Origin of the sequence: Nonomuraea sediminis, from assembly GCF_018531495.1 — a bacterium.
Classification (GTDB): domain Bacteria; phylum Actinomycetota; class Actinomycetes; order Streptosporangiales; family Streptosporangiaceae; genus Nonomuraea; species Nonomuraea sediminis.
Map to the genome: position 1 here is coordinate 178,418 of NZ_JAHDTI010000002.1, position 24,951 is coordinate 203,368.

A 24,951-nucleotide genomic window follows, 5' to 3' on the forward strand; every position below is an offset into this window, starting at 1 on the left:
CAAGCTGCTGGGCCCGCGCAGCGTCGAGACCCGCTGACGATCTCAGATCGCCGTAGCCCAGGCGATCTTGTCGCGGAGAGTGGTGTCGGCACCTCCTTCGTGGCCGTTGAACGGATGGACGGTGATCTCCGCCTTGCCCGCGTAGGCGTTGAACGCCGCGTACACGGTCGACGGCGGGCAGATGTCGTCCATGAGCCCGACGGAGAACAGCGCCGGCGCCCCAGCGCGCGCGGCGAAGTTGACCCCGTCGAAGTACGACAGCGTCTCGAAGACCCGGTCGACCTCCTTCCTGTTGGCCGCGCAGAAGCGGGTGATCTCGGCGTACGGCTCGTTGTCCACCAGCTCCACGGCACGCCGGTAGTGGCACAGGAACGGCACGTCGATCACCGCCCCTGACAGGTCGTCCCGCAGCCCGGCCACGGCCAGCGCGATGCCGCCGCCCTGGCTGCCGCCCGCGACCAGGACGCGGGCCGGGTCGACCCGCGGGTGGGCGCGGGCGGCGTCGACCGCGCGCACGGCGTCGGTGTGGAGCCTGCGGTAGTAGTAGCCGGCCGGGTCGAGGATGCCGTGGGTGAGCATCCCGTGGGTGGCGCCACCCGGGTCCGGGGTGGCGCCGGCGTACGCGGACGTGGTGGTGCCCTGCCCCCTGCTGTCCATGACGAGCGTGGCGTATCCCGCCGCGGGCCAGGCCAGATGGGCGTACGGCTCGCCGCGGCCGCGCCAGTACCCCAGGTACTGCACGACGCAGGGGACGGGCCCGGATCCGGCGGGCAGGAGCAGCCAGCCGCGGATGGGATGCCCGCCGTACCCGGCGAAGGTGACGTCGAAGACGTCGACCAGCGGCAGGCCCGCGTCCACCGGCGTGAAGTCCGGCGAGAGCGGACCCTGCGCGGCGAGCGTGTCCTTCCAGAAGGAGTCGAAGTCCGCGGGAGTCAGGACGTCGGGTCGGTAGGAACGCAGCGAGTCGAGCGGGAGGTCGAACAGTGGCATGCGATCACTCCTTGACCGTGACGGCGTTGCCGAGCCGCTCCTGGGTCGCCCAGATGTCGGGGATCTGGTACGGGTAGGTGATCGGCTGGCCCGGCCAGGCCTCCACCCAGGGGCCGAAGTTCATGATGGCGATCACGCTCGGGTGCCGCTTGGCGGCGTCGAAGTAGACCTGCTGGACCGCCTGGATCTTCTCCGGGGTGTCGTACTGGCCGGTGTAGGGGCCGACGACGGTCGGCGGGAACAGGTAGATCTTCTTCGTGCCGCCGGTCATCCGCTCCATCGTGTCGATCAGGTAGTCGAGCCTGGCCGCGTCCGCGCCGTAGTCGTCGGCGCCGAGCCAGTCCACCTCGGCGGGAACGTAGGTGTTCGGGTTCACCTTCCCACCGGACAGAGTCAGCAGGATGGGCAGCGACCCGAAGTAGGAGGACTTCACGGCGCTGGCCATGGTCTGCAGGTCGGCGTTGGTGACGCCGTAGTCGTGGGGCTCGTCCTTCAGATAGATCGCCCCGATCTTGTCCTGGTAGGGCTTGACCTTCTCCAGGAACGCCTTCCACCTGACCAGTCCTGGATCGATCGGGCACGTGCCGTTCTGGCAGGTCTCGTGCGGGAAGAACTCGTCACCCACGTACAGCGCGCACGAGTGCGCCGGGCAGCTGTCCAGGTCGGAGAGGGCGTATCCGGTCGAGGGGTTGTCGTAGTCGGGGGAGACGCTGATCCAGTGGAGGTTGGCGAAGCCGGTCACCTCGGGGATGTGGTTGCCCCACCGCTTCAGGATGCGCTCGGCGAAGTAGCCGTAGTACTTCAGGTTCGGGTACGGGTCGATGCGGCTGATCGCCAGGTCGTCGACGGTACTGATCTGCTTGTCGTTGCTGACGTAGGCGCCCAGGTACAGGTAGGGCTTGGGGATGGACGCGCCCAGGCCGACGGTACGGCTGGCGCCGTTCACGGTGACCGTGACCGAGGGGTCGGCCTTGGAGGCGTTGGCCACGGCGATGGTGACGTGGAAGCCGTCGGCGGCCCGGGTCGCGGTCAGCACCGGGTTGAACAGGGCGACCCCGGAGCGGAACAGCTGGACGTTACCGTTGCGGGCGACCGTCAGCCCGAGCTGGACGTCGCCGTTGGTGACGTAGCCGCTGGAGTCCTTCGACTGGGACAGCATGATCGAGTTCCAGTCGGCCGGCGCGCCCAGCAGCTTGGGGTCGGGGTCGACGGTGGCCGAGACGGTGTAGGAGCCGTCCGTGTCCGGTGCCACGGGAGCGTCGAGCCGCACGGCCGAGCGGGAGATGGCGAACAGCAGCTTGCCGGGGGTGTTGGGGTGGTTGACCTGCGAGTACCAGGTCGGCGGCGGGTCGTAGGACCACCAGTTGCCCGACACCCGGGTGTAGGTCTGGGTGGCCAGCGGAGACTGCCTGCCGCCCAGCCCGTCGTTGAGCCCGTAGCCGGGGTCGACGTCGTTGGCGCCGTCGAAGTTGTCGGCGAAGCGGGAGACGCGGCTGACGGTCAGGTCGTCGACGGTGCTGATCTGCTTGTCGTTGCTGACGTAGGCGCCCAGGTACAGGTAGGGGTTGGGCAGGGCCGTCCCGAGCCCGATCGTGCGGGCGGCGCCGTTCACCGTCACCGTGACCGAGGGGTTGGCCTGGGAGGCGTTGGCCACGGCGACGCTGACGTGGAAGCCGTCGGCGGCCCGCGTGGCGGTCAACGGCGGGTTGAACAGGGCGGTGCCGGAGCGGAACAGCTGGACGTCGCCGTTGCGGGCGACCGTCAGGCCCAGCTGGATGTCGCCGTTGGTGACGTAGCCGACGGATCCGGAGGTCCGCGACAGCATGATCGAGCTCCAGTCGCCCGGCGTGCCGAGCGACTTGGGGTCGGGGTCGACGGTGGCCGTGACGGTGTAGGAGTCGTTCAGGTCCGCCGCCACGGGAGCGTCGAGGCGTACCGCGGAGCGGGTGAGCGCGAACAGCAGCTTGCCGGGGGTGTTGGGGTGGTTGACCTGGGAGTAGTAGGGCGGGGGCGGGTTGGTGGACTCCCAGGTCCCCGCGACGCGGGTGTAGGTGACGCCGCGGGCGGTGCCGCTCTGCCGCGCGCCGAGCGAGTCGTTGAGGCCATAGGTGGGATCGGTGTCGCGGGCCTTGTCGAAGCTGTCGACGAGCTGCGGTGCGGGCGCGGCCTTGGCGGAGACCGCTGGAGAGACGGCCAGGGACGTGGCGATCATGGCCAGGCATAACAGGGTGCGCTTCATGGGCAGGCCTTTCCGAGGTCGTGACGGGCGAGCCGGGCGGCGGCCTCCGCGCCGTCGCCCGCATGGGTGATCGGTGCCGCCGGCCAGCGCTCGGCGGCGGACCGGCTGACGACTTCTCCCAGCAGGGTGCCGACGGCGAGCATGCCGCCGCCGAGCACGATCGGTGAATCCTCCTCTTGGTTCCGGACCACGCTCAGCGTGGTCACCAGGTGCGCGGCCGCGGTGACGAGGATGCGGCGGGCATCCGGATCCCCTTCCGCGGCGACCTGGTGGACCAGGGGCGCGAGCGAGGCGGGCACGGTCACCGGGGAGGCTTGCACCGCCTCGATCACCTCGCCGATGGAGGCGTGATTGAACCGCTCGAGCACGGCCTGCGCGAGCTTCGTGGTGCGTGCGCGGTCGAGGCACCGCAGCGCGTGCCTGATCGCCTCGCGCCCGATCCACACGCCGGAACCCAGGTCTCCGAGCAGCCAGCCGTGCCCGTCGGCGGTGCGGGTGACCGTACGGCCTGCGATCCGTGCGGCGGCCGCGCCCGTGCCGCTGACCAGGACGCTGCCTGAGGCGCTGTCGGTGCCGGACACGAAGGCCAGCTCCACGTCGCTGACCAGCCGGGGCGGCCTGGACAGCCCGAGCCGGGGCCAGAGCAGGGCGAAGTCGGGCGCGTAACGGCTCATCCCGCCCGCCAGCCCGAGCACCCCGGCGGCCACGCGGGCAGGATCCAGCCCGGCCAGCACCTGGCGGACGGTGCCGGCGATCTCCTCCACGGCCGCGGCGCCGTGTGCCATGGGATTGCCGCCGCCGCCCGTGGCCCTGGCGACGACCTGGCCGTCCAGGTCGGCGACCAGCGCCCTGGTGGTGCTGCCGCCCACGTCCAGGCCCAGGGTGAGAGTCACTTGAGCGCCCCTTCCGTCATGCCGGCCTGGATGTGCCGGTGGAAGAGGACGTAGACGACCAGCATCGGCAGGATGGCCATGCTGAGCGCGGCGAACAGGGCGCCCCAGTCGGCGCTGTAGCCGGTGGCGGTGGAGATGTCGGCGATGCCCTGGGTGAGCACCCACTTGTCGCGGGCGTTGCCGCTGAGCAGGACCAGCGGCAGCTGGTACTGGTTCCACTGCCCGAGCACGTTGAAGATCGTGATGCTGATCAGGGCGGGTCTCGCCATGGGCAGCATCACCCGGAGGAAGATCCGCGAGTGGGAGGCGCCGTCCATGAAGGCCGCCTCGGCCACCGAGGTGGGCAGCGTCTTGAAGAACGCGGTGAGGAAGAAGACGGTGAAGGGCAGCGAGTAGGCGATGTAGACCAGCACCAGCCCGCCGTAGGTGTCCAGGCCGATGAACTGGCCGATGAGCGGGATCGAGCCGGTGTTCTTGACCACGAAGAACAGCGGGGTGAGCGCCAGGTAGACGGGGAAGGCCATCCCCGACACGAGCAGCAGGTAGATCGCGCCGCTGCCGCGGAAGGGATAGCGGGCCAGCACATAGGCGGCCATCGAACCGAGCGCCATCGTGCCCGCCGTGGAGAACACCACGACGATCACGGTGTTGAACAGGTAGGTGCCGATGTGCGCCTGGTGGAAGGCCCTGACCCAGTTGTCCAGCCGCAGCCTGGCGGGCAGCGACCAGGCGGGCCCGAAGATCTCCGCGGTGTCCTTGAAGGACGCCAGGAGGGTCCACAGCATGGGGACGACCACCAGGATCGCCCAGAACGCCAGCGCCACGTGGGCCAGCCGCATCAGGCTCGGCCGGGTGCGCGGCGGGCTGTCGGCGCGCTGCCGGAGTGCGGGACGGACGTCGACGGCCATCGTCAGTACTCCAGTCGGTCGCGCCGGGTCAGCCGCAGCGTGAGCGCGGCGAAGGTGAGCGTGCAGAAGAACAGGGCCACTCCGATGGCCGAGGCGTAGCCGAACTTCGCGTAGCCGAAGGCGTTGCGGTAGACCTCGTTGGCCAGCACGGTGGTGCTGTAGTCGGGCCCGCCGTGCTCGGCCGACAGCACGAACACGATCGAGAAGGCGTCGAACGCGGCGACCCCCAGATACACCCAGCCGACCTGCACGGTGTGCCGCAGCAGGGGCAGGGTGACGTGGAAGAACGAGGTGGCCTTGCCCGCCCCGTCGATCTGCGCCGCCTCGTGCAGCTCCTTGGGGATGGCGGCCATGCCCGCGGAGAACAGCACGACGTAGAAGCCGACCGCCTGCCAGACCAGCACCCCGAGGATGGACCACAGCGCCAGGCCGGGGTCGGTGAGGAAACCGACAGGTTCCAGGCCGAGCTGCATGAGCAGCCCGTTGATGACGCCGCTGCGGTCGGGCCGCAGCACCGACTGGAACATCACCGCGATGATCGTGACCGACAGGACCTGGGGGAAGAAGAACACCACCCGGTAGAAGCCCGACCCGCGGATCCCCCTCCCCGGCCGGTCGCCGCCCGCGTTGAGCAGGTAGGCGAACAGCAGGGCCAGCGCGAGGGTGATGACGGGCAGGCAGACCAGCAGGATCGCGTTGTGGCTGATCGCCTTCCAGAAGATGGGATCGGCCACCAGCCGCTGGAAGTTCTCCAGCCCGACGAACTGGGGCCTGGCGTCGACCCCCCGCCAGTTGGTCATCGAGATCTGGAACGCCTGCGCGTACGGGGAGATCACGTAGACCACGTAGAGGAGCACCGGCAGCGTCAGGAAGCCGATGGCGAAGCGCATCCGTCCGTGCCGCACGGCGGGCTACCTCGAGAACTTCTTGATCGAGGAGTCCTTCTTGACGGCGTCGGCCTTCTTCTGCAGCCGCTCCGTCCACTGGTCGGCGGTGATACCGCCGGTCATGAGCTGGCCGGTGGCGGCGTCGAGCTCGGTGGCGAGCTCCTTGTACCACTCGTTGACGCGCCAGTTGACCAGGTCGGTCCCGGCCGCGGACAGCGCCGCCGACGCGCTCTTGAGCCCCGGCTTGGCGTCGGCGGGCAGCGCGGCGTCCTTGACGGTGGTGAGCGTGCTGACCATGCCGCTGTAGCGGCCCGCGCCCTCCTTGGACACCATGGCCCGCAGGTACTCCATCCCCGCCAGCGGGTTCTTGCTGCGGGCCGCGACGATGAACCCGGCGCCCGGCATCGCGTGCAGCGCGGCCTGCGAGAGCGCCTCGCTCGCCTCCAGCGCGGGGACGGGCATCATCGCGTAGCCGAAGTCGGCCGGCGCGACGTCCTTCTGCTCGTTCTCCAGCCACGACCCGTTGGGGATCATGGCGACCTCGTAGCCGTTCTGCCTGGCCTGCGACTCGGTGTGGTTGAGGCCCTCGGTGCCCTGCAGCAGGAACCCCTTGGCGTGCAACTCGCCGAAGGCCGCGGCCGCCTGCTTGAGCGAATCGACCTGCCAGGCGCCGTCCTCCAGGTTGTCGACGTTCTTCATGACGTCGACGCCGCCGTGCTTGACGGCCATGGTCAGGATCGCCTCCCAGACGTAGCCGGGATACTTGCCCGCGTAGGCGAACGGCGCGATGCCCGCCTTCTTGATCTGCCCGCACAGCGTGAGGAACTCGTCCCAGGTGGCCGCCGGCTTCCAGCCCTTCTCGGTGAACAGCTTGCTGGAGTACCAGAACCCGAAGATCATGAACACGTACGGCAGGCTGTACGGCTTGCCGTCGAACGAGCCCGCCTCGATGGCCACCGGCAGCAGCCCGTCACGCACCTTCTTGGCCGGGTCGTCCCAGGAGGGAGCGTCGAGCAGCGGGCTCAGGTCGGCCACCTGGCCACCCTGGATCAGCGCCGCCACGTCCAGCGCCTGGGCGCCGTCGTTGTTGATCACCTCGGGCGGGTTGCCGCCGACGAAACGCGGCTGCAGGGTGCCGGAGATCTCCTTGGTGGCCACGTGCTTGAGCTGCACCTTGGGATGCTTGGCCAGGAACATCGGCTCGTGGATCTTGGTCGCGTAGGCGTCGCCGAACCCGCCGTCGAAGATCACGATCTCGAGCGGGCCCGCCTCGTCCATGCCGAGCGGGTTGGCGGCGCTGCGCGCGCCTGTCACGGTGGGCTTCGGGGCGTCATCGGACCCGCCGGGGGTGGCGCAAGCCGCGGCGAGCAGGCCGACACCCGTCAGGGCGGCTCCGCGCAGGACCTGCCGCCTGGAAAGGACGTTCATGATCGTACTCCTGGATCACTTGGTGGTACGGCGGATGCGCCCGTCGTACCGGTCTTCGAGGGCCCTGTTGTGGGCGTCGCCGCCCTGGATGTTGGCCGACAGGTACACCGGCGGCCGCACCCCCGACTCCTCCATCCGGCGTGCCACCTCGGCCACGATCTGCTGGGCAAGCAGGGCGCCGGTGATGGAGGACACGCCGCACACGTGGCCGCCGTCGCGCAGCGGGATGACGGCGTCGCCGTACGGCGCGCCGTTGTCCAGCACGATGTCGGCGTGGTCGGCCAGATGAAGCCCCGACGGATGCCGGGAGGGCATCCGCCCGGAGTGCTCGGCCGACGTCACCGCGATCAGCGCATGGCCGTGCGCCTTGACCACGGCGGCCAGTTCGACGACCGAGCCGTTGACCCCCGAGTTGGACGCGATGACGAACACGTCGCGCGGGTGCGGTGCGGCCAGCTCGTAGAGCCGCTGGGCGACACCGGGATCGCGCTCCAGTGCCGGGTCGGTGAGCACGTCCGGGTCGGCGCCGCCGAGCAGCACCAGGTCGCGCAGCTCGATCCGGTTGGCCGCGACCAGCCCGCCGGCCCGGCCGGTCAGCTCCATGGCGAACGCCTCGGAGTGGCCGCTGCCGAAGACCTGCAGGATGCCGCCGGCCTCGATGGCCTCGGCGACCAGCCCTGCCGCCTTGTCCACCAGCGGCGCCTGGGTCGCGCTCACGCGGGCCATGACGTCCTGGAGCACGGTCAGATAGCCGGTCGCAGAGAGGGAAGACATCCGCACCTCATTCGCATCGCGAGCAATTTTTCTCTGTTGGCCGATAAGATGAGGCCCAGAGCGCAGATCGTCAAGGTGTTGACCCCACTAGTAGTGAATAATTATTCTCTGTGTCGCGAAGAGGAGGACCCACATGCAGAGCCCCGTGGACGGCATCGTCGATCGGCTCGCCGCGCTCGCACCCTCGATGCCCGAGGCTCAGCGCACCATCGCCGAGCTCGTGCTGACCGATCCCGGCGCGGTAGCCCGCCTGACGATCCTCGACCTGGCCGACCGGTGCGGCGTGTCCACCGGCAGCATCACCAGGCTGTGCCGCGCGCTCGGCCTGAACGGCTACGCCGAGCTGCGCCTGGCGCTCGCCTCCGACAGCGGCAGGACCCGGGCCGAGCCGTGGAGCGTGAGCATCGGCGCCGACGTCGCCGAGACCGACGACATCCACCGCATCGCCGAGGTGGTCTCCGCCGCGATCTCGCAGGGCGCCGTCGAGACCGTCGCCGGGCTCGACCTGGAGGCGGCCGACCAGGCCGCCGGCATGCTCGCCACCGCGCGCAGGGTGTGGGTGTTCGGCGCGGGCGGCAGCTCCACCATCGCCTCCGAGCTGCAGCAGCGGCTCTACCACATCGGCGTGCCCGTCTGGACGTCGACCGACACCCACGTCGCCCTCAGCGGCGCCGCGCTGCTCGGGCCCAAGGACGTGGTCGTGGGCATCTCGCACAGCGGCCGCACCAAGGAGGTCGTCGACATGATGACCGAGGCCGTCTCCCACGGCGCGGCCACCATCGCCATCTGCAACGACGCCACCTCGCCGCTCGCGTCCCGCGCCGACCTGCTGCTGCTGACCAGCGTGCGGCAGACCGGGTTCAGGACCGAGTCGCTGGCCTCCAGGCACGGCCAGCTCGCCGTGGTCGACGTGCTGTTCATCGCGGTGGCCCAGCGGACCTTCGAGCAGGCGGGCGAGACGATGGCGGCGGCGCACCAGGCCGTCCAGCCGTACAAGAACCAGGAGCGCTGATGGACCGGATCGTGGACGTGCGCGCCTACGTCGCCGACTACGTCAACCTGCCGCCCGCCCCCGCGGAGCCGGGCGACGGCGAGGCGTTACGGCAGTGGAAGCGGCGCAAGGTGGCCAGCCCCATGACCCAGCACGCCGACTTCCGCGACGACCGGATGGCCGCCATCGGCCCGAACTCCCAGCAGACCGTCGTCGTCCAGGTCGAGAGCGCCTCCGGGCACGTGGGCGTGGGCACCACCAACGGCGGCGTGGTCGTCGCCACGCTGGTCGCGCTGCATCTGGCCTACCTCGTGAAGGGCCAGAGCGCCCTCGACCACGAGCCCATCTGGGACCGGATGTTCAACAGCACCCTGCACTACGGGCGCAAGGGCCTGGCCCTGCACGCCATCTCCGCCGTCGACCTGGCGATCTGGGACCTGCACGGGCGCATCACCCAGACCCCGGTGCACGCCCTGCTCGGCGGCGCGGTCCACTCGGAGGTCGAGCTGTACGCCACGGGGCCGCGGCCCGAGGTGGCGCGCAAGCTCGGGTTCTGGGGCGCCAAGATCCCGCTGACGTACGCGCCGGTCGAGGGCGAGGAGGGGTTCCGCGCCAACGTCGCCATCGCCGAGCAGGCGCGCGAGGCCGTCGGCGAGGGGTTCCCGCTCATGTACGACTGCTGGATGTCGCTCGACGTCGACTACGCCGCCCGGCTCGGGCACGCCGTCGCGCCGCTCGGCTTCCAGTGGATCGAGGAGCCGCTGCGGCCCGACGACTACGCCGCCCACCGGCGGCTGCGCTCGCGGCTGCCGCAGGCCATGGCGCTGACCTCGGGCGAGCACGAGTACACCGCCGCCGGGTTCCGGCTGCTGTGCGAGTCGGGGGTGGACGTCATCCAGCCCGACCCCGCCTGGTGCGGCGGCCTCACCGAGCTGCGCCGGATCTCCACGGTCGCCAGGACCCACGGCGTCCGGCTCATCCCGCACACCGGCGGGCACCACGCCTACCACTTCGTCGCCACCAGGCCCGAGCCGCCGCTGGCCGAGTTCGGCATCTTCGCCGGCGACTGCGACGGGCCGGTGCCGCAGCACCCCATCTTCACCGGCGAGACTTTCCCCGTCGGTGGCAAGGTGCGGCTCGGCGACGCGCCCGGGTTCGGGCTGGAGCTCGATCCTTCGATCCGGCTCCAGCAGGTACGGTGACCGTCCGGCTCGGCGTGGTCGGGCTGGGCTGGTGGGCCCGCTTCGCCCACCTGCCCGCCATCGCCGCCTCTCCCTGCCTGGAGCTGACCGCGATCTGCGACACCGACCCGTCCCGGTTCTCAGGTACGGCCCGCACCTTCGGCGACCCTTCCGAGCTCTTCGCCTCCGGGCTCGTCGACGGCGTCGTCATCGCCACCCCGCACAGCACGCACCACACCCTGGCCCGCGCCGCTCTCGACGCCGGACTCCACGTCCTGGTCGAGAAGCCGATGGCCACCACCGCCGCGGAAGCCTGGGACCTGGTCGACGCCGCGGCGCGCGCGGGGGTGCACCTGTCGGTCGGGTACACCGGCCAGTACACGGCGGCCGCGATCCGCGTCCGCGCCGCCGTACAGGAGGAGATCGGCGAGCTGGTCTGCGTCAACGGCGACTTCTCCTCGATCATGATGGACCTGTTCACCGGCAACGCCACCTACGGCGACCCGGCCCTGGCCGCGGGCGGCCAGGGGCAGTCCCAGCTCACCCACCTCGTCGGCGCCCTGACCCGCGCCACCGGGCGCGGGGCCCAGCAGGTCTTCGCCTACATGGACAACCGCTCGCTGCCGCTCGACGTGGTGAACGCGCTCACCTTCCGCCTGGCCGGCGGCGCCATCGGCACCCTCACCGCCACCGGCACCGTGCCCGGCGGCCTGCCGACCCGCCAGCGGCTGCGCTACTACGGCACCCGCGGCATGGTCGAGCACGACATCCAGTACGGCACGGCCGCCATCCACCGCGGGGACGGCTCGCAGCTCCGCCTCGCCCCCGACCCGAGCCTGCCCGCCTGGGCCAAGCACGCGCCCGTCGAGGCGTTCGGCGACCTGATCGCGGGCCGCGGCGAGAACCACGCCCCCGGCCAGGACGCCGCCGCGGCCGTCGCCATCATCGAAGCCGCCTACCGCTCAGCCGGAACCGGCCTCCCCGTCGCCGTCACGTGACCTCGGGGGTGTCACGTGACCTCAAGGGCGTCACGTGACTTTGGGGGCGTCACCAGTCGCCGTCTCCGCCGTCGTCGCCGTCGAAGATCTCTTCGACGATCTCACCGGCCACCAGCCCGCCGACCAGGCCCGCGGCTCCCGCCGCCGCCACGGTCCCCCACCCAGGGCCGTCGTGATAGTCGTCGTGGTGACCGTAGTGGTGGCCGTGCTGGTGATGCCCGAAGCCGTGCCTGGGCAGGTCGGCCAGCCAGCGCTCGATCTCGCCCTCCCAGTCCATGTGCAGGGCCTGCTCGTGCGTGACCTGGAAACGGCCGAACGCGTCGCCGGAACCGCGCTTGTCGGCCTCCAGGACCACCTCGAGCCCGCGCGGGCTCGCCACGAACGTCAGCTCGACCTCGTTGACGTGGCGCGCGTGGTGGTGCGGCGGGTGGAACTCGATCTCCTGGTAGAACGGCAGCTCCTGGTGCACGCCGTAGATGCGGCCGGCCTCCACGTCGGCGGACTTGAAGTGGAACCCGAGCCGCAGGAACGCCTGCATGACCCTGGCCTGCGAGGGCAACGGCTCGACCGCCACCGCGTCCAGGTCCCCCTTGTCGACGGCCTTCGCGATGGCCACCTCGGTACGCACCCCGACGGCCATCCCGGTCAGGCGCTGCCCGGCGATCACGCTGATCGGCGTCTCCCACGGAACGGGGAACTGGAAGGCGATCACCCGGTCCTCGCCCTGGCCCAGCCGGAACGGCCCGGACACCTGGACGTGGGAGAACTCCGCCAGCCCCCGCTGCTCACCCCCGCCGTACTCGGCCTCGATCCCGGCCACCAGCCCCAGCGCGATGTGGTCGATCTCGGCCTCGACGTCGCCGCCCTTCAGCCGCACCTCACCGCGCACCGTCCCGCCCGGCTGAACCCGGGGCGTGGCCAGCACGGTGTCCACGGACGGCGCGCCGACGCCCAGCGCTGCCAGCATGCGTTTGAACCCCACGGTGCCCTCTCCACTGCGATCGCGACGATCCCACCACTCCCTCGAACGATCACTCCACTCTCCGGGTTCCAGGGCGACAACGACACCTGCTCCACGACCGACGAGTCGAGCTACTACACGGTGGGCGTGCGCGCGGGTGGGCGGAAGCGGCGGGAAGGGAGCTACTCCGTCGACACGGGCAACGTCCTGTGCCGGGGAGGCACGTTCGCTCCTCCGCTCAACGCGTACGTGCAGGTGCAGGAGAACGGCGGCCCGTGGTCTCCTCGCGCGCCGATCGTCTGGCGCAGGTGCCGTGGCCGGCAGGGAGGCTCCGGCTCGGGGTGCGCTCAGCCCGTCGGGGTCGTGGAGAGCTGCGGGCTGGGTGCGGACGTCTGCGGGCTCGGGGTGCCGGAGGGCGAGGTGGACGCGCCCACCCCGACCGGGAGGTTGAAGACGTGGTCCGGCGTCACGACCTGGGTGATCGCCTGTCCGAAGAGGGTGCTGGGTTCCTGGCCGTTCTTGAGGATGTCCGTGTTGAGCAGGACCACCAGCGTCGCCTTCGCCTCCGGGAGGTAGATCACGAGCGCCTCGTAGCCGGGGAGCGAGCCGTTGTGCCCGATCCAGCCCTGCACGTTGAAGATGCCCAGCCCGTAACCGGTGCCGGGGATGCCGGACGGGGGCATCTTGAGCCGTTCTGCCTGCGTCTTGGCCGTCAGCAGCGTGCCCGTGGCCAGGACGCGGGCCCAGTTCTGCAGGTCGGGAAGGTCGGAGATCATCGCCCCGGCGGCCCAGCCCCAGGAGGGGTTCCAGTCGGTGGCGTCCTGGACGGCGCCCGTCTCGGTCTGCTTGGTGTAGCCGTGGGCGTGCGGGCTGGGGAAGGTGGCGTCCGTCGGGAAGATCGTGTGCGTCAGACCGGCCTTCTCCGCGACGTTCTTGTGGATGTAGTCCTGCAGCGGCTGACCGCCGATCTTCTCCACCACCAGCCCCAGCAGGATCGTGTTCGTGTTGGAGTACTGGAACCGCTCGCCGGGCTGGAACTGCACCGGATGCTTGAAGGAGTAGGCCAGCAGTTCCTGCGGCGTGAAGGGCCGGGTCGGATCGCTGAGGAGCGCCTTGTCGAAGCCCTCGTCCAGGGTGTAGTTGAACAGCCCGCTGCGCATCTGCGCGAGGTTGCGCAGGGTGATCCGGTCGCCGTTGGGCACCCCGTCGACGTACTTGGCGATCGGGTCGTCGAGGCCGACCTTGCCCTGGTCGACGAGCTCGAGCAGGGCGGTCACCGTGAAGGTCTTGGTCACGCTGCCGATGCGCATGTTCAGATCGGGCGTCATGGAGGTGTTGGTCGCCTTGTCCGCGACGCCGAAGGCGCGCACGTAGGAGCCCTTGCCGGGAGCCGACAGGCCGACGATGACGCCCGGCACCTCGGCCTCGCGCATGACCTTCCTGATCGCCGCGTCGAGCCGCGCCGTGACCGTGGGATTCAGGTCGGGGAAGTCCGTCTGTGCCTTCGGTACGGCCAGCAGAGCAGCCACCATCAGCCACACGATCGAGTACCTCATGGCACAGCTCTGCCCCAGAAACAGTGCAGTAACGCTATTACCTGCGTAAACATGTATAAATCACGCATCGCTGGCGTCATGCCATCATCGGTGCATGACTCTCGCCTCTGTCACCACACCCGTGCTCGACATCGCCTACGAAAGCAGTGGTGAGGGCTCTCCTGTGATCCTGCTCCACGGGTTCCCCTATGACGTCCGGGCCTACGACGAGGTGGCGCGGATCGTGGCGGCCGCGGGTCACCGGGTGCTCGTGCCGTACCTGCGAGGTTTCGGGCCGACGCGGTTCCTGGACGCGGCGACGATGCGGTCGGGCCAGCAGGCCGCGATCGCGCAGGACCTGGTGGACTTCATGGACGCGCTGGGCATCGACCAGGCGGTGCTGGCGGGCTACGACTGGGGCGGCCGGGCCGCCTGCATCACGGCCGCGACGCAGCCCGGCCGGGTGCGCGGCCTGGTCACCGTGGACGGCTACAACGTGCAGAACCTGGCCTACGCCGATGAGCCCGTCGACCCCGAGTGGGAGCGCACCTACTGGTACCAGTACTACTTCCACTCCGAGCGCGGCCGCCGCGGGCTGGAGGCCAACCGGGAGCGGCTGTGCGAGCTGCTGTGGCGCACCTGGTCGCCGACCTGGCAGGAAGCGGCCAAGGAGTTCCCTGCCAGCGCGCCGAGCCTGCACAACCCCGACTTCGTGGACGTGGTGATCCACTCCTACCGGCACCGCTTCAACCTGGCCGACGGCGACCCGCGCTACCAGCCGCTCGAGGACCTCATCGCCCAGGAGCCGCCCATCACGGTCCCCGCGATCGTGCTGGAGAGCGGCGCCGACGGCGTGGGAGGACCCGGCCCGGAAGGCGACCGGGAGTACTTCACCGGCCCCTACGAGCACCGCCTCCTGGAGAACATCGGTCACAACGTCCCTCAGGAGGCCCCCCAGGCCTTTGCCGACGCCGTCCTCACTCTGTGCACATGACCCACGGAATGTTGCCCGTTCTTTAGGTACGTCGGGGCGTCTCCGCCCGAAGCGGCGGGCATCCCGACATATACCTGGAAAGGGGGCGCAAATGGCGACGTCTGCTTCACAATATGGGGGGACCGGGACTTTCCCGGGCCGTTCGGGCTGGCTGGGATTCGCCGGGATGCTCGGCATCGTGCTCGGGATCTTCAACGTCATCGAGGGCTTCATCGCTCTGTTCAAGGAGACCTACTACGTGACGCCCGGCGGCAGGCTCCTGGTGTTCGACTACACCACCTGGGGCTGGATCTGGCTCATCATCGGCGTGATCCAGGTCGGCGTCGGCATCGGCATCCTGGCCGGCCAGACGTGGGCCCGCTGGTCCGGCGTGGCCCTGGCCGCGCTGGCGATGCTCGGGCAGTTCGCGTTCATGGCCGCCTACCCGATCTGGTCGCTGCTCTGCATCGCCCTTTCCGTCCTGATCATGTACGGCCTGATCAGCGCGCCGAAGGGCGCCACCGGCTGAGGTGAACACCATGGAAGACCTCGAAGCACTGGCGAAGGGCGACGGCGCGATTCTGGAAACACTCACCCAGATGACGGTGGACACCATGGAGCGCTCGGGGCTCGACCCCGAGACCTACATGCTGGTCCGCCTGGCCGCGCTGGTCACCCTGGACGCCTCGGAGACGTCCTACCTGCTCAACCTGGGGGTGGCGGAGCACTTCGGCATCCCGCTGGAGAAGATCCGCGGCACCCTGATCGCGCTCGCGCCGGTGATAGGCACCGCGCGCATCGTGTCGGGCGCCGCCAAGATGGGATTCGCCCTGGACGCCTCCTAGCGATCTTTGGGATTGAGGTCGCACGAACGGCCACTGCAAGATCATTCAGAGTTGGTGAAGACAACCGAAGATCGCGCAGTGGCCGTGCGACAACGGCGCCGTCGGATTCGACTCCGAGGGGTTGAACGCCGTGGCGCGCCTGGCTTACCGGATGAATTCGACCTCGAACTTCTCCCACGGCCCGATCTGGCCGGCCCGGGCACGCACCATGCCGTTGTGGTCGCCGCCCGCGCCCCACTCGGCGGAGAAGTAGTACGGCTGGGCATAGTCGTAGGGCTTCCAGGAGAAGTTGCTCGACTCGCCGGGGGCATTGCCACCCAGCACCATGTTGAAGATCTCCCACTCCTGCACGGTGTCGGCGCTGGCGCGGAGCAGGCCGTTGTAGGCGCCGCCGTAGCCCCTCTCAGACGACACCCACAGGCCGTTGGCGGCCCGGAAGGCCCAGACGCGCTCCTGTCTGCCGAAGCACTCGTAGCGCTTGAACTTCTCCCACGGCCCGATCGCGGTGGCGCGGGCGCGGATCATGCCGTAGTACGGCTCGCCATAGGCCAACTCGGCCGAGAGATACCTGCTCGGCCTGGTGCTGGTGGCCTGCGTCTTGATCGCGATGGTGTTCACGTACTGGCAGGCGAACTCCGTGGCGTGCGCTGCGGGGGCGGCGATGCCGAGCATCGCCACCCCCATGATCGTCGCAGTCGCGGCCCGTGTGATGCGGCGATAACCCATTGGTCCCCCTTGATCGAGTGCCTACTGGCAATGATCAGGGGGCGCCCGTGGGCCGGGCTTGAATATTCATGCTCAATCTCCCGCGCAGCGCGGACGGCGAGTGCGCGGTGTGCTGCCGGACGGTCCTGGCCAGGTGCGCGTGGTCGGCGAAGCCGTACTGCGTGGCGAGCTCGGCCAGGTTCCCGGTGCCCGCGGCGAGACGTTCGAGGATCGCGCGCACCCGCAGCTCGTTACGGTAGGCGGTGATCGTGCGCCCGGTCAGGCGGCGGAACACCCGGCTGAGATGGTGCGGCGAGGAGTTCACCAGGTGCGCCAGCTCCTCCAGGCTCACGATGAGATGTCCGTTGTTGAACGCCTCCTGGACGGCCGCCACGAGCGCCCGGTGCGCCCGCTCGGTCGCGGGCCGCGGTCCAGGACCGCCCCGTGCCGTACGGCGGGGCAGCAACTGCAGCAGGTTCTGCAGCCGCTCGCTGACCTCGAAGTCGTCCGTGCCCTGCCGACACACGGCCAGGAGCATGCGATGGCGCAGGTCGAACTCGGGGCTTGTGCCGATCCGCCAGCTCCCTTGGCTCTCGATGCCGGCGACGAGGTCCTGGTAGATGTCCGGCGGGAGCCTGATCACCGTGCTGGCATCGGGTCCCTTCGTGGCGTTCGCGTAGCGCTCCTCGATATCGAGTGCGTTGATGTAGCCGCCGGTGGAGTCGACGAAGTGGCGCTGGCCCTGGGCTTCACGCAGGAACCCGCCGGCGCGCACGAGAACGACAGCGCAGCTCGTGGTCTCCCGCAGGGGCGTCCACGCCGGGTCCTGCAGTTCGGCCGGCTCGCGAACGTCCTCGATGACCATCCCTCCGGCCGCGGCGAGCCGGTGCCTTTGCACGGTGTCGACCACGGGGTCATACCTTCCTGTCGGCTCCGTCGTGGACAGTGATGGGATGGCCGGTAAGGTCGTCCTCCGGTCACGGCGAAGCTCCACCAGGCCGGGGTGTCACGAGTTTAGGGGTTCACGCCTCTCCGGCGGCGACCCGGCTTGCAGTCGCCGTTCTCATGCGAGGCGTCACTGGAGTGCTAGGTGTACGCCACGGTGGCCAGTTCCAGCAGGACGAACGCCGCCACCGCGGCGAGGCGGGCGAGGTTCGGTCCGCGCACCATGGCGTAGATGGCCAGCGGACCGAACAGCATCCAAGCGATCCCCAGCAGTACTCCGACCATGAGCGGGCCCCCGATTTCCGCGTAGATGATCTGATTACAACGCGAATCGGATAACTCAGGCCACCAGCGTTAACCCAAGGATCAACCAGGAAAACCATCACCCTGAACCGCCCGGTCGAGCCCACCCAGCCCGACCCGCAACCCCGCGCCCTCGACCGAAGTCAGGCCCTCGGCCACCGCTTCCCCAGCACGGGGGCGAGGCCCTGGCCGCGCTCGCCCGGGTACCGGGCAGCGGGAACCTGCCGCCCGGGCTGCACCCGCCCGGCGCCGACAGCCCTGGACGCGGTCATCGCGCGCGGCCAGGGTGGTGCGCTTGGGCTGATGTGTCAGGGGTGGACGGTCAGGTCGTAGGTGGCCTGGGCGGCGGGCCGGCCGTCCGTGCTGCGGGCCGTGATGGTGAAGGTGGCCGGCCTGGCGCGTACCGGGGTGCCGACGATGCCGCCGGTGTCCTGGTTGAGGGTCAGCCCCTTGGGCAGAGCGCCGGCGGTCACCTCGTACCTGACGGTGGCCGGCGTGTTCGTGGTGACCTTCGCCTCGTAGAGCCGGTGCAGGGTCGCGGGCGGCAGCGAGGTGGTGACCACCTGCGGGGTCGGCACGGCGACGGGCTGCGGCGAGCCGACGGCGTTGCCGGAGGCGTCGAGCTCCTGCAGCGACCACTTCGTGCCGGACTCGACGACCGTGAGATGCCAGTTGGTCGACTGGTCGCGGAAGCGGGCCTTCTGCTCCTCGGTGAAGGCGCCCAGGTTGCGGGCGGTCTCCCACTGCTTGATCGCGTCGAGGACCCGCTTGCCGTTCTCGCCGCCCGCGTTGAGGCTGGACACCGAGGTCTGGAAGCCGGCGCCCGCGTTCAGCCCCGCGCCGCGCGCCAGCTTGCCCTCCACGCTCAGCAGGCTCTCCGAGCCGCGCAGGCTGATCCAGCCGAGCATGCCGGGCAGGAAGTTGGCCCGGTAGAACTCGTTGTTGATGAAGACCTGGTTCATGGTGGTGACGCCGACCTCGCCCCAGCTGGCCCTGGTGAGGGCGTCCCAGGTGTTGGAGGTCATCCGGCTCGTCTCGGTGATGTGGCCGTCCTTGGCGTCGGTCTGGCGGTAGGTGCCGTTGACCAGCCTGGCCTGGCCGTAGGAGCCCCAGCCCGACTCCGAGGCGGACTCCACGCCGTCGTAGGAGTTGGCCAGGATGCCGGTGCCGTTCCACGCGGTGGCCAGGCGGGTGGCGATCTCGTCGATGATGCCGACGCCGCCGGTGGCCCCGCCGTACGAGTTGACGATCACGCGAGCGGCGCGGTCGCCCTGCGCGTGCGCGGCGGCGGCCGAGCCCCACTGGGCGCGGCGCAGGCCGGTCACCACCCACTCGTTGCCGGACTGCTGGACGGACCCGTAGCCGATGAACTCGTCGCCGACCCGCAGCAGCGTGTTGTACAGCCCCGGCGCAAAGGGCGCGTTGGAGTCCAGGTAGAGGGTGGTGTCGCCGGGCGCGAGCGGGCGGGTCAGCGCGGCGCGCTGCCCGGTCGCGAGCCTCGCGTCGGCGGGCGCCGGGCTCACGTAGCGGTCGTTGGTGCTGACGAAGTCGGAGATGGTGTGCACGCCGAGCCGTACGCCGTTGGTCCTGGCCAGCTCGACCGCCTGCGCGGCGGCCGCGTCGCCGCCGCCGAGGCTGGAGTTGAACTGGTAGTGGCCGGTCGTCTGCCACGGCCCGACGGCGTTGGGCAGGGAGTACACGTAGCCGATCCCCGCCGCCTTGGCGAAGCCGGCCGCCGCGGGGATCGTGTCGGTCCGCAGGTCGCTGAGCACCAGGAAGGACTGGCTGCTCGCCTGCGCGCTCTTCTGCCACTGCCCGTTCTGCGTCGGGTACGGCAGGCCCTCCTGCTTGGCGATCTTCGACAGCACCGTGGGCGTGAGCTCGGGCGAGGCCCCGAAGAGCGCGACCTTGGATCCGGCGATGCTCCCTGTGTCACCGGGGAGCGGGCCGACCGGGATGGGGTAGCCGGCGAGGTTCCTGCGGTCGCGTTCCTTGGTGTAGTCGTAGGTGAAGGCGCGCAGCACCGAGCCCCAGCCGGTCTTGCCCGCGGCGCTCCACTCCTCGTGTGGGGCGACCTGCAGCCTGGACGGGTTGTCCTCGACCTCGCTCTCCCAGCCGAGCTGCTGGTACTCCTGCGGCCAGGCGCCCTCGGTCCTGTCGGTCAGCGGGCGCAGCCCGACGGCGAAGGCGTCGTCGCGGACCACGCCGACGGTCTCGCCGATCGTCTTGGTGATGGAGGTGGCCAGCGGGCCCCACAGCAGGGTCTGCACGTCGCCGGTCGCCTCGATCCTGGTCGCCTCCAGGGTCGTGTAGCCGGGCTTGCTCTGGACCCTGACCTCGACCGTGAAGTGCTCGCCGGTGAAGGTGAGCAGGTCGCGCCGGGTGCGGGTGACCTTGGTCGGCCGTTCCTGCCTGCCGTCGATCACCAGGCTGACGAGGGAGGCGGACTTGCCGCCGGCGAGGTAGTCGGTGCCGGTCCTGGAGTCGCGCAGGCCGGTGACGGTTCCCGCGGGGTCGAGTTCGATCGTGAGGTAGCCGGCGGCGAGGTTGCCCGCCGGGGCGGCGCTGGCGGGTGTCGGAGTCAGCGTGAGTGCCGCGGCCACCAGGACTGCTGCGGCTAACGTCCCTGCTTGGCGCACTTGTGCCTCCATTAATTTTGGAACTTCTTTAATAATTGCCGGAAGTGTGACACCCTCCATCTGTGCCGTCAAGACTTGGATCACCCATTCATCGGATCAATGCGGAGGTGCTTAACGCGCTCTACGCGGCGGCGGATTCCAGCCTCACCCTCACGGAGCTGGCCGAGCGCTCGGGCGTGTCCAGGCCGACCGCCGAGGAGGCCGCGCTCGCGATCGTCGCGGCAGGGCTCGCGATCGAGACATCCGATGAAATGGCGGGCCCTCGGCCTGTCGGCCGGCCCGCCAAGCGTTACGCGTTCCGTGCGGACGGCGCCTTCGTGGCGGGCATCGACATCGGCGGCCACAAGATCCTCGCCTGGTGCGCCGACCTGTTCGGCCGCCCGCGCGGCACGCACAGGATCGATGTCGACCCAGGGCTGCCGCCGCGGCAGCGACTCGACGCGGCGCGCGAGGCGCTGCGCCGGGCCATCAGATCGGCCCGCGTGGCGCAGCGCGACGTGGTCGCCGTCGGCGTGGCCACCACCGGCATCGTCGGCGGGGACGGCGTCGTCGCCCTCAGCGCCGACCTGCCCGGCTGGACCGGCGTCGACCTGCGTGCCGAGCTCGCGGTCATCGGCGAGGCGCCGGTCGTGGTCGGCAACGACTGCAACCTCGCCGCACTGGCCGAGCGGTGGCGGGGCGCTGCGCAGGACGTCTCGGACGTCGCCTACATCCTGGCCGGCCGGCGCATCGGCGTCGGCCTGCTGATCGGGGGCCGCATCCACAGCGGTCGCCACGGCGCCGCCGGCGAGATCGGCGTCCTGGCCGGCAGCGGCTGGTTCGCCGCGCTCGAACGCATCCAGCGGGGCACGGCGACGCGCGGCGGCGCCTACACCCCCGAGTTCATCGCCGACTTCGCCACCGGCATCGCCGCCACGGTCCTGACCGTGGATCCGGACGCGGTCGTCATCGGCGGCGGGCTCGCCCACGCCAAGGAGAGCCTGATCGAGCCGCTGCGCGCCGAGCTGGACCGCCTGTGCCTGTTCCCGGTCAGGGTGGAGGCGTCCACACTCGCCGACGAGTCGGTGGTGATGGGCGCGATCCGCATCGCCCTCGACGACGCCTCCACCCGCCTGTTCTCCGTCACCGGCAGACGACCGCCGCTACGTTAGAGGTTGGCGACCTCGCTTCCCGCGAGCAGGAAGGCGCCGACGCCGAACGCGTCGGTGTCGGCGGCGGTCCACGGGTAGTGGTCGCTGGGCCTGGCGCCCGGGCCCTGGACGTAGCCGAGGAGCCCGTCGGCGCGCAGGGCGACGGTCACCAGCCCCTGCCAGGCCCGCTCCACGACCGGCCGGTGGACGGCCGGGTCCAGCAGGCCGTGGTTGATCCCCCAGGCCAGGCCGTAGGTGAAGAAGGCGGTGCCGCTGGTCTCCGGCCCCGCGTAATTGATCGGGTCGGTCAGGCTCGCGTTCCAGAAGCCGTCGGATCGCTGCAGCGGAACGAGGGCGGCGGCCATCGCCCGCAGGGTGCCGGTGTAGTCGGGCTGGCCCGGCACCGCGCCGAGCGTCTTGGCCAGCGCGGCCATGGCCCAGCCGTTGCCCCGCGACCAGTAGGTGGAGGTGCGCAGGTAGTTCGCGTCACGCCACCACAGGCGCCGCTGCTGGTCCCACAGCCCGAGACGGCGCGTGATGCGGGACTTGGTGTAGGTGTAGGAGGAGTAGAGGTAGTCGGTGTAGCCGAGCCTGGCGTACACCGGCATCGCCATGTGCAGCGCGTCCACCCACGTCCAGTACTGGGTGGAGCCGCTGGCGATCTGCGCGGTCACCCGGCTCATCGTCGCCTCGAGATAGTGCGGCTGCGCGTCCAGCGCGTAGAGGTCCAGGTAGACCTGCGCCGCGGCCTGATGGTCGGCGTTGTACGGCTTGCCGCCGGAGTCGGTCATCAGCTGGTAGTCGTGCGCCTGCGCCCAGCTCTGCGTGAAGGCCAGGTAGCGTGGGTCCTGGGTGAGCCGGTGGCAGGCCATCATGCCGCTGTGCAGGGTGGCGTTCTGCCAGTTGTTGTCGTTGCTGTACATCGGCGGCCGGCTCATCCAGTAGTCGGCCGCCCGCCGCGTGTCGGCGATCACCTGGGCACGGCTGAGCGTCGCAGCCTCGGCCGGTCGAGCCACGATGGGCAGGCTCAGGGCGGCGGCCGCGAGGAAGCCCCGTCGGGATAACTCCACCTGAAGATCCGTTCTGTCGGCACGTCCCCCCACACATAGGATGATTAGTGCGCAGAAGAAGGTCAACAGGCGACGAGGTATCCCTTATCCCGATGATTCATCGGATGGCCAAGGCGCGGACCGCCTGTTTGGCGGCCTGCATCGCGGCCTCGAAGCCGGCGGGGTCTCCCAGGGCGCGGGCGAGGACGTAGGCGCCCTGGACCGAGGCGACCACCAGCGACGCGGCCGCCCGCGGGTCGACGTCGGGACGCAGCTCGCCACGGTCGAGGCCCTCGGCGAACACCTGGGTGATGCGCTCGACCAGCCAGGCGAAGAACTCGGCCGCGGGCCGGCGCAGCGTGTCGTCGTCGACGATGTCGGCGTCCTGGACCAGGCGACCGATCCGGCATCCGGCCATGGGGTCGCGCTCCATGTCCAGGTAGGCGATCACGCGCTCGATCGCCGTGCCGCCCGTGCTCAGCGTGGCCTCGGCCGTCTGGCAGAGCAGGTCGGCGGAGTGCGCCATGGCCGCGGTGGCCAGGTCGGCCTTGCCGGAGAAGTGGTGGTACATGCTGCCCTGGCCGGCGTGGGCGCGTTTCTGGATCATCGCCGGGCTGGTGCCGGAGTATCCCCGCTCCCACAGCAGCTCGGACGTCGCCTCGATGAGTGTGTCCCGAGTAGCCATACCCGGACTGTACCTACTAATAGGTACTGGCTGCTAGGAATGGAGGGACGCCGGGCGGGCCCCGTCCGGGTACAGGGCCGCCAGGAGCGGCCAGGTCAGGGCCGCCATCTCGGCGGGCGAGCGCGGGCAGCCACGCTGCAGCCAGTCGGTCGCCACCCCGATGAGCGCCCCCGCGGTGAAGGCGGCCGGCACGTCGTGCGGGACGTCCTCGGACGGGTCGGTGATGCCGCGGGCCCCGCGATAGCTGCCCAACATGGCGCGCCGCCGTACGTGGTCGATGACGCGCGCGCTGCCCTGCGGCCCCAGCAGGCTGCGGTAGAGGCCCGCGTGCTCGGCGAGGTGGGCGAAGAAGGCGCGCAGCGAGTGCGCGGCATCGCCGCTCGGCCTGGGCATGGAGTCGATCAGGGCGTCGATCATCGCGGTGCACGCGACCTCGGCCAGTTCGTGCACGTCGCGGTAGTGGTCGTAGAACGTGGAACGGCTCACCCCGGCCCGCTCGACGACGTCGGCGACGCTGATGCGGGACAGCTCCTGGTCCTCGACGAGCTCGATCAGCGCACGCTGCAGGGTCTCCTGGGTGCGCCGTACGCGCGGGTCTCCGCTGGTCACATCTCCCATTGTACGGTTCCCTACATGTGTAGGTTAAGCTACACATGTAGGCGAACTCTGGCTGGATCCGCACGAGGAGATTGAGGATGAGCGTTGACTACCCGATCCCCGGCGACGCGGCGCTGGACCCGCCCGCCGAGTGGGCGAGGCTGCGCCAGGAGTGCCCGGTGGCCAAGGTCAGGCTGCCCAGCGGCGACGAGGCGTCGCTGCTGACCCGCTACGACGACGTCAAGCGGGTGCTGGCCGACCCGCGCTTCACCCGGCGGCTCGACGCGGACGACGCGGCCCGCCTGTCCGACACCGACTCGGGCGGGGTGTTCAACAACGAGATGTCGAAGGTGATCCCCGACGGCGGCGAGGAGCACCAGCGGTGGCGGCGCCAGGTCGGCAGGTGGTTCACCGCCAAGCGCATGTCCGCGCTCCGGCCCGCGATGGAGCGGATGGCCGACCAGCTCGTCGACGACATGATCAAGCGCGGCCGGCCGGCCGACCTCAAGGCCTGCCTGGGCTTCCCGCTGCCGGTGTACGTGATCTGCGACCTGCTCGGCGTGCCCGCCGCCGACCGCGACAGGTTCGCCTACTGGTCCGACGCGCTGCTCAACCTCACCAGGTACGGCCAGGCCGAGGTGGAGGCCGCCCAGGCGGAGTTCGTGGCGTACATGGCCGATCACGTGGCCGCCATGCGCGCGAACCCGGGCGAGGACCTGCTCAGCGAGCTGATCAAGGACGGCGACCTGACGGACGCAGAGCTGCTGGCCACCGGGATGGGCCTGCTGGTGGCCGGGCACGAGACCACCGCCAACATGATCGGCAAGATGGTCTCGATGCTGCTGGCCGACCGCGCCCGGTGGGAGCGGTTGCTGGCCGACCCTTCGCTGGTGCGTACCGCGGTGGAGGAGTCGCTGCGCTTCGACGCCAACTCCGGCTTCGGCCTGCCGCGCTACATCGGCGAGGACATCGAGATCGCCGGGACCACCCTGCCGGGCGGCACCACCGTGATCTGCAACATGGCCGCGGCCAACAGGGACGCCAGCGCCTTCGACGGCGCCGCCGAGATGAACCTGAGCCGCTCCCCCAACCCGCACCTGGCCTTCGGTTCCGGGGCACACTCCTGCCTGGGCCAGGCGCTGGCCCGCACGGAACTGCAGGTCGTCCTGGAGGTCCTGCTCCGCAGGCTCCCCACCCTCGACCTGGCCGTCCCCGCCGACGAACTGCAGCGGGTGGACGGCCTGGTCGTAGGCGGCCTGCGCGAGATCCCCGTCCGCTGGTGAGAAAGGAGCCGC

General features: G+C 70.3%; 23 protein-coding genes. 8 read left to right on the plus strand and 15 right to left on the minus strand.

The window, feature by feature from the left end; translation table 11 throughout:
• Positions 1-42: 42 nt before the first annotated feature.
• Genes KIK09_RS08950 through KIK09_RS08980 form a run of 7 tightly spaced genes read right to left on the minus strand, consistent with a single transcriptional unit; the run spans position 43 to position 8,119 of the window.
• On the minus strand, positions 43-990 hold the full coding sequence (locus tag KIK09_RS08950) for an acetylxylan esterase (protein WP_214318255.1): 948 nt from the start codon (positions 988-990) through the stop codon (positions 43-45).
• A gap of 4 nt (positions 991-994) precedes the next feature.
• Positions 995-3,229 carry a hypothetical protein gene (locus KIK09_RS08955; RefSeq protein ID WP_214318256.1) on the minus strand — a complete coding sequence of 745 codons (2,235 nt, stop codon included), beginning with the start codon at positions 3,227-3,229 and terminating at the stop codon, positions 995-997.
• Complete coding sequence (locus KIK09_RS08960) at positions 3,226-4,122, minus strand: N-acetylglucosamine kinase (protein ID WP_214318257.1); 897 nt, start codon at positions 4,120-4,122, stop codon at positions 3,226-3,228. Before KIK09_RS08960 ends, KIK09_RS08955 begins: the two co-directional genes overlap by 4 nt.
• Entirely contained in the window at positions 4,119-5,030 is a 912-nt protein-coding gene (locus KIK09_RS08965) for a carbohydrate ABC transporter permease (protein ID WP_214318258.1), read from the minus strand. The genes KIK09_RS08960 and KIK09_RS08965 overlap by 4 nt, the downstream gene beginning before the upstream one ends.
• 2 nt (positions 5,031-5,032) lie before the next feature.
• Positions 5,033-5,935, minus strand: a complete 903-nt coding sequence (locus KIK09_RS08970; protein WP_308163990.1) for a carbohydrate ABC transporter permease — start codon at positions 5,933-5,935, stop codon at positions 5,033-5,035.
• A 6-nt stretch (positions 5,936-5,941) separates the two neighbouring features.
• On the minus strand, positions 5,942-7,345 hold the full coding sequence (ngcE, locus tag KIK09_RS08975) for an N-acetylglucosamine/diacetylchitobiose ABC transporter substrate-binding protein (protein WP_214318259.1): 1,404 nt from the start codon (positions 7,343-7,345) through the stop codon (positions 5,942-5,944).
• Between the two features lie 15 nt (positions 7,346-7,360).
• Complete coding sequence (locus KIK09_RS08980) at positions 7,361-8,119, minus strand: sugar isomerase domain-containing protein (protein ID WP_214318260.1); 759 nt, start codon at positions 8,117-8,119, stop codon at positions 7,361-7,363.
• A gap of 133 nt (positions 8,120-8,252) precedes the next feature.
• Between KIK09_RS08980 and KIK09_RS08985 the strand changes: the two genes are divergently transcribed.
• Genes KIK09_RS08985 through KIK09_RS08995 form a run of 3 tightly spaced genes read left to right on the plus strand, consistent with a single transcriptional unit; the run spans position 8,253 to position 11,289 of the window.
• The gene (locus tag KIK09_RS08985) at positions 8,253-9,131 is read left to right on the plus strand and encodes a MurR/RpiR family transcriptional regulator (RefSeq protein WP_214318261.1); all 879 of its coding nucleotides are present in this window, start codon (positions 8,253-8,255) and stop codon (positions 9,129-9,131) included.
• The gene (gene rhmD / locus KIK09_RS08990; protein ID WP_214318262.1) at positions 9,131-10,312 is read left to right on the plus strand and encodes an L-rhamnonate dehydratase; all 1,182 of its coding nucleotides are present in this window, start codon (positions 9,131-9,133) and stop codon (positions 10,310-10,312) included. The genes KIK09_RS08985 and rhmD overlap by 1 nt, the downstream gene beginning before the upstream one ends.
• On the plus strand, positions 10,309-11,289 hold the full coding sequence (locus tag KIK09_RS08995) for a Gfo/Idh/MocA family protein (protein ID WP_214318263.1): 981 nt from the start codon (positions 10,309-10,311) through the stop codon (positions 11,287-11,289). Before rhmD ends, KIK09_RS08995 begins: the two co-directional genes overlap by 4 nt.
• Before the next feature lie 49 nt (positions 11,290-11,338).
• Here KIK09_RS08995 and KIK09_RS09000 read toward each other — a convergent pair whose 3' ends face one another.
• Both KIK09_RS09000 and KIK09_RS09005 read right to left on the minus strand, forming a co-directional pair.
• Entirely contained in the window at positions 11,339-12,271 is a 933-nt protein-coding gene (locus KIK09_RS09000; protein WP_214318264.1) for a sporulation protein, read from the minus strand.
• 326 nt (positions 12,272-12,597) lie between these two features.
• Positions 12,598-13,806, minus strand: coding sequence for a serine hydrolase domain-containing protein (locus KIK09_RS09005; protein ID WP_214318265.1), 1,209 nt, complete (start codon positions 13,804-13,806; stop codon positions 12,598-12,600).
• A gap of 94 nt (positions 13,807-13,900) precedes the next feature.
• Here KIK09_RS09005 and KIK09_RS09010 point away from each other — a divergent pair, with 94 nt between their 5' ends.
• The 3 genes from KIK09_RS09010 to KIK09_RS09020 all read left to right on the plus strand — a co-directional run bounded on the left by KIK09_RS09010 (position 13,901) and on the right by KIK09_RS09020 (position 15,603).
• Positions 13,901-14,779, plus strand: coding sequence for an alpha/beta fold hydrolase (locus KIK09_RS09010; protein WP_214318266.1), 879 nt, complete (start codon positions 13,901-13,903; stop codon positions 14,777-14,779).
• A gap of 91 nt (positions 14,780-14,870) precedes the next feature.
• Complete coding sequence (locus KIK09_RS09015; RefSeq protein WP_214318267.1) at positions 14,871-15,287, plus strand: DUF7144 family membrane protein; 417 nt, start codon at positions 14,871-14,873, stop codon at positions 15,285-15,287.
• Positions 15,288-15,297: 10 nt separating this feature from the next.
• Entirely contained in the window at positions 15,298-15,603 is a 306-nt protein-coding gene (locus KIK09_RS09020; protein WP_214318268.1) for a hypothetical protein, read from the plus strand.
• A gap of 144 nt (positions 15,604-15,747) precedes the next feature.
• Here the strand turns inward: KIK09_RS09020 and KIK09_RS09025 are convergent, their stop codons facing one another.
• The 3 genes from KIK09_RS09025 to KIK09_RS59950 all read right to left on the minus strand — a co-directional run bounded on the left by KIK09_RS09025 (position 15,748) and on the right by KIK09_RS59950 (position 20,195).
• On the minus strand, positions 15,748-16,329 hold the full coding sequence (locus KIK09_RS09025) for a fascin domain-containing protein (protein ID WP_214318269.1): 582 nt from the start codon (positions 16,327-16,329) through the stop codon (positions 15,748-15,750).
• A gap of 34 nt (positions 16,330-16,363) precedes the next feature.
• A complete protein-coding gene (locus KIK09_RS59945; protein ID WP_214318270.1) occupies positions 16,364-17,218 on the minus strand; it encodes a helix-turn-helix transcriptional regulator in 855 nt (284 codons plus the stop codon).
• Between the two features lie 646 nt (positions 17,219-17,864).
• The gene (locus KIK09_RS59950) at positions 17,865-20,195 is read right to left on the minus strand and encodes an Ig domain-containing protein (protein ID WP_214318271.1); all 2,331 of its coding nucleotides are present in this window, start codon (positions 20,193-20,195) and stop codon (positions 17,865-17,867) included.
• A gap of 107 nt (positions 20,196-20,302) precedes the next feature.
• Here KIK09_RS59950 and KIK09_RS09040 point away from each other — a divergent pair, with 107 nt between their 5' ends.
• Entirely contained in the window at positions 20,303-21,346 is a 1,044-nt protein-coding gene (locus KIK09_RS09040; protein WP_214318272.1) for an ROK family protein, read from the plus strand.
• Here KIK09_RS09040 and KIK09_RS09045 read toward each other — a convergent pair.
• The 3 genes from KIK09_RS09045 to KIK09_RS09055 all read right to left on the minus strand — a co-directional run bounded on the left by KIK09_RS09045 (position 21,343) and on the right by KIK09_RS09055 (position 23,668).
• On the minus strand, positions 21,343-22,395 hold the full coding sequence (locus tag KIK09_RS09045; RefSeq protein ID WP_214318273.1) for a glycoside hydrolase family 88 protein: 1,053 nt from the start codon (positions 22,393-22,395) through the stop codon (positions 21,343-21,345). The genes KIK09_RS09040 and KIK09_RS09045 overlap by 4 nt on opposite strands.
• Before the next feature lie 97 nt (positions 22,396-22,492).
• Complete coding sequence (locus KIK09_RS09050; RefSeq protein ID WP_214318274.1) at positions 22,493-23,059, minus strand: TetR family transcriptional regulator C-terminal domain-containing protein; 567 nt, start codon at positions 23,057-23,059, stop codon at positions 22,493-22,495.
• Between the two features lie 33 nt (positions 23,060-23,092).
• Entirely contained in the window at positions 23,093-23,668 is a 576-nt protein-coding gene (locus KIK09_RS09055; RefSeq protein ID WP_308163991.1) for a TetR/AcrR family transcriptional regulator, read from the minus strand.
• Positions 23,669-23,754: 86 nt separating this feature from the next.
• On the opposite strand from KIK09_RS09055, the gene KIK09_RS09060 reads away from it, so the two are divergent.
• Positions 23,755-24,939 (plus strand): cytochrome P450, encoded by a 1,185-nt coding sequence (locus KIK09_RS09060; protein ID WP_214318276.1) that lies wholly within the window; start codon positions 23,755-23,757, stop codon positions 24,937-24,939.
• The last annotated feature ends 12 nt before the right edge of the window (positions 24,940-24,951 follow it).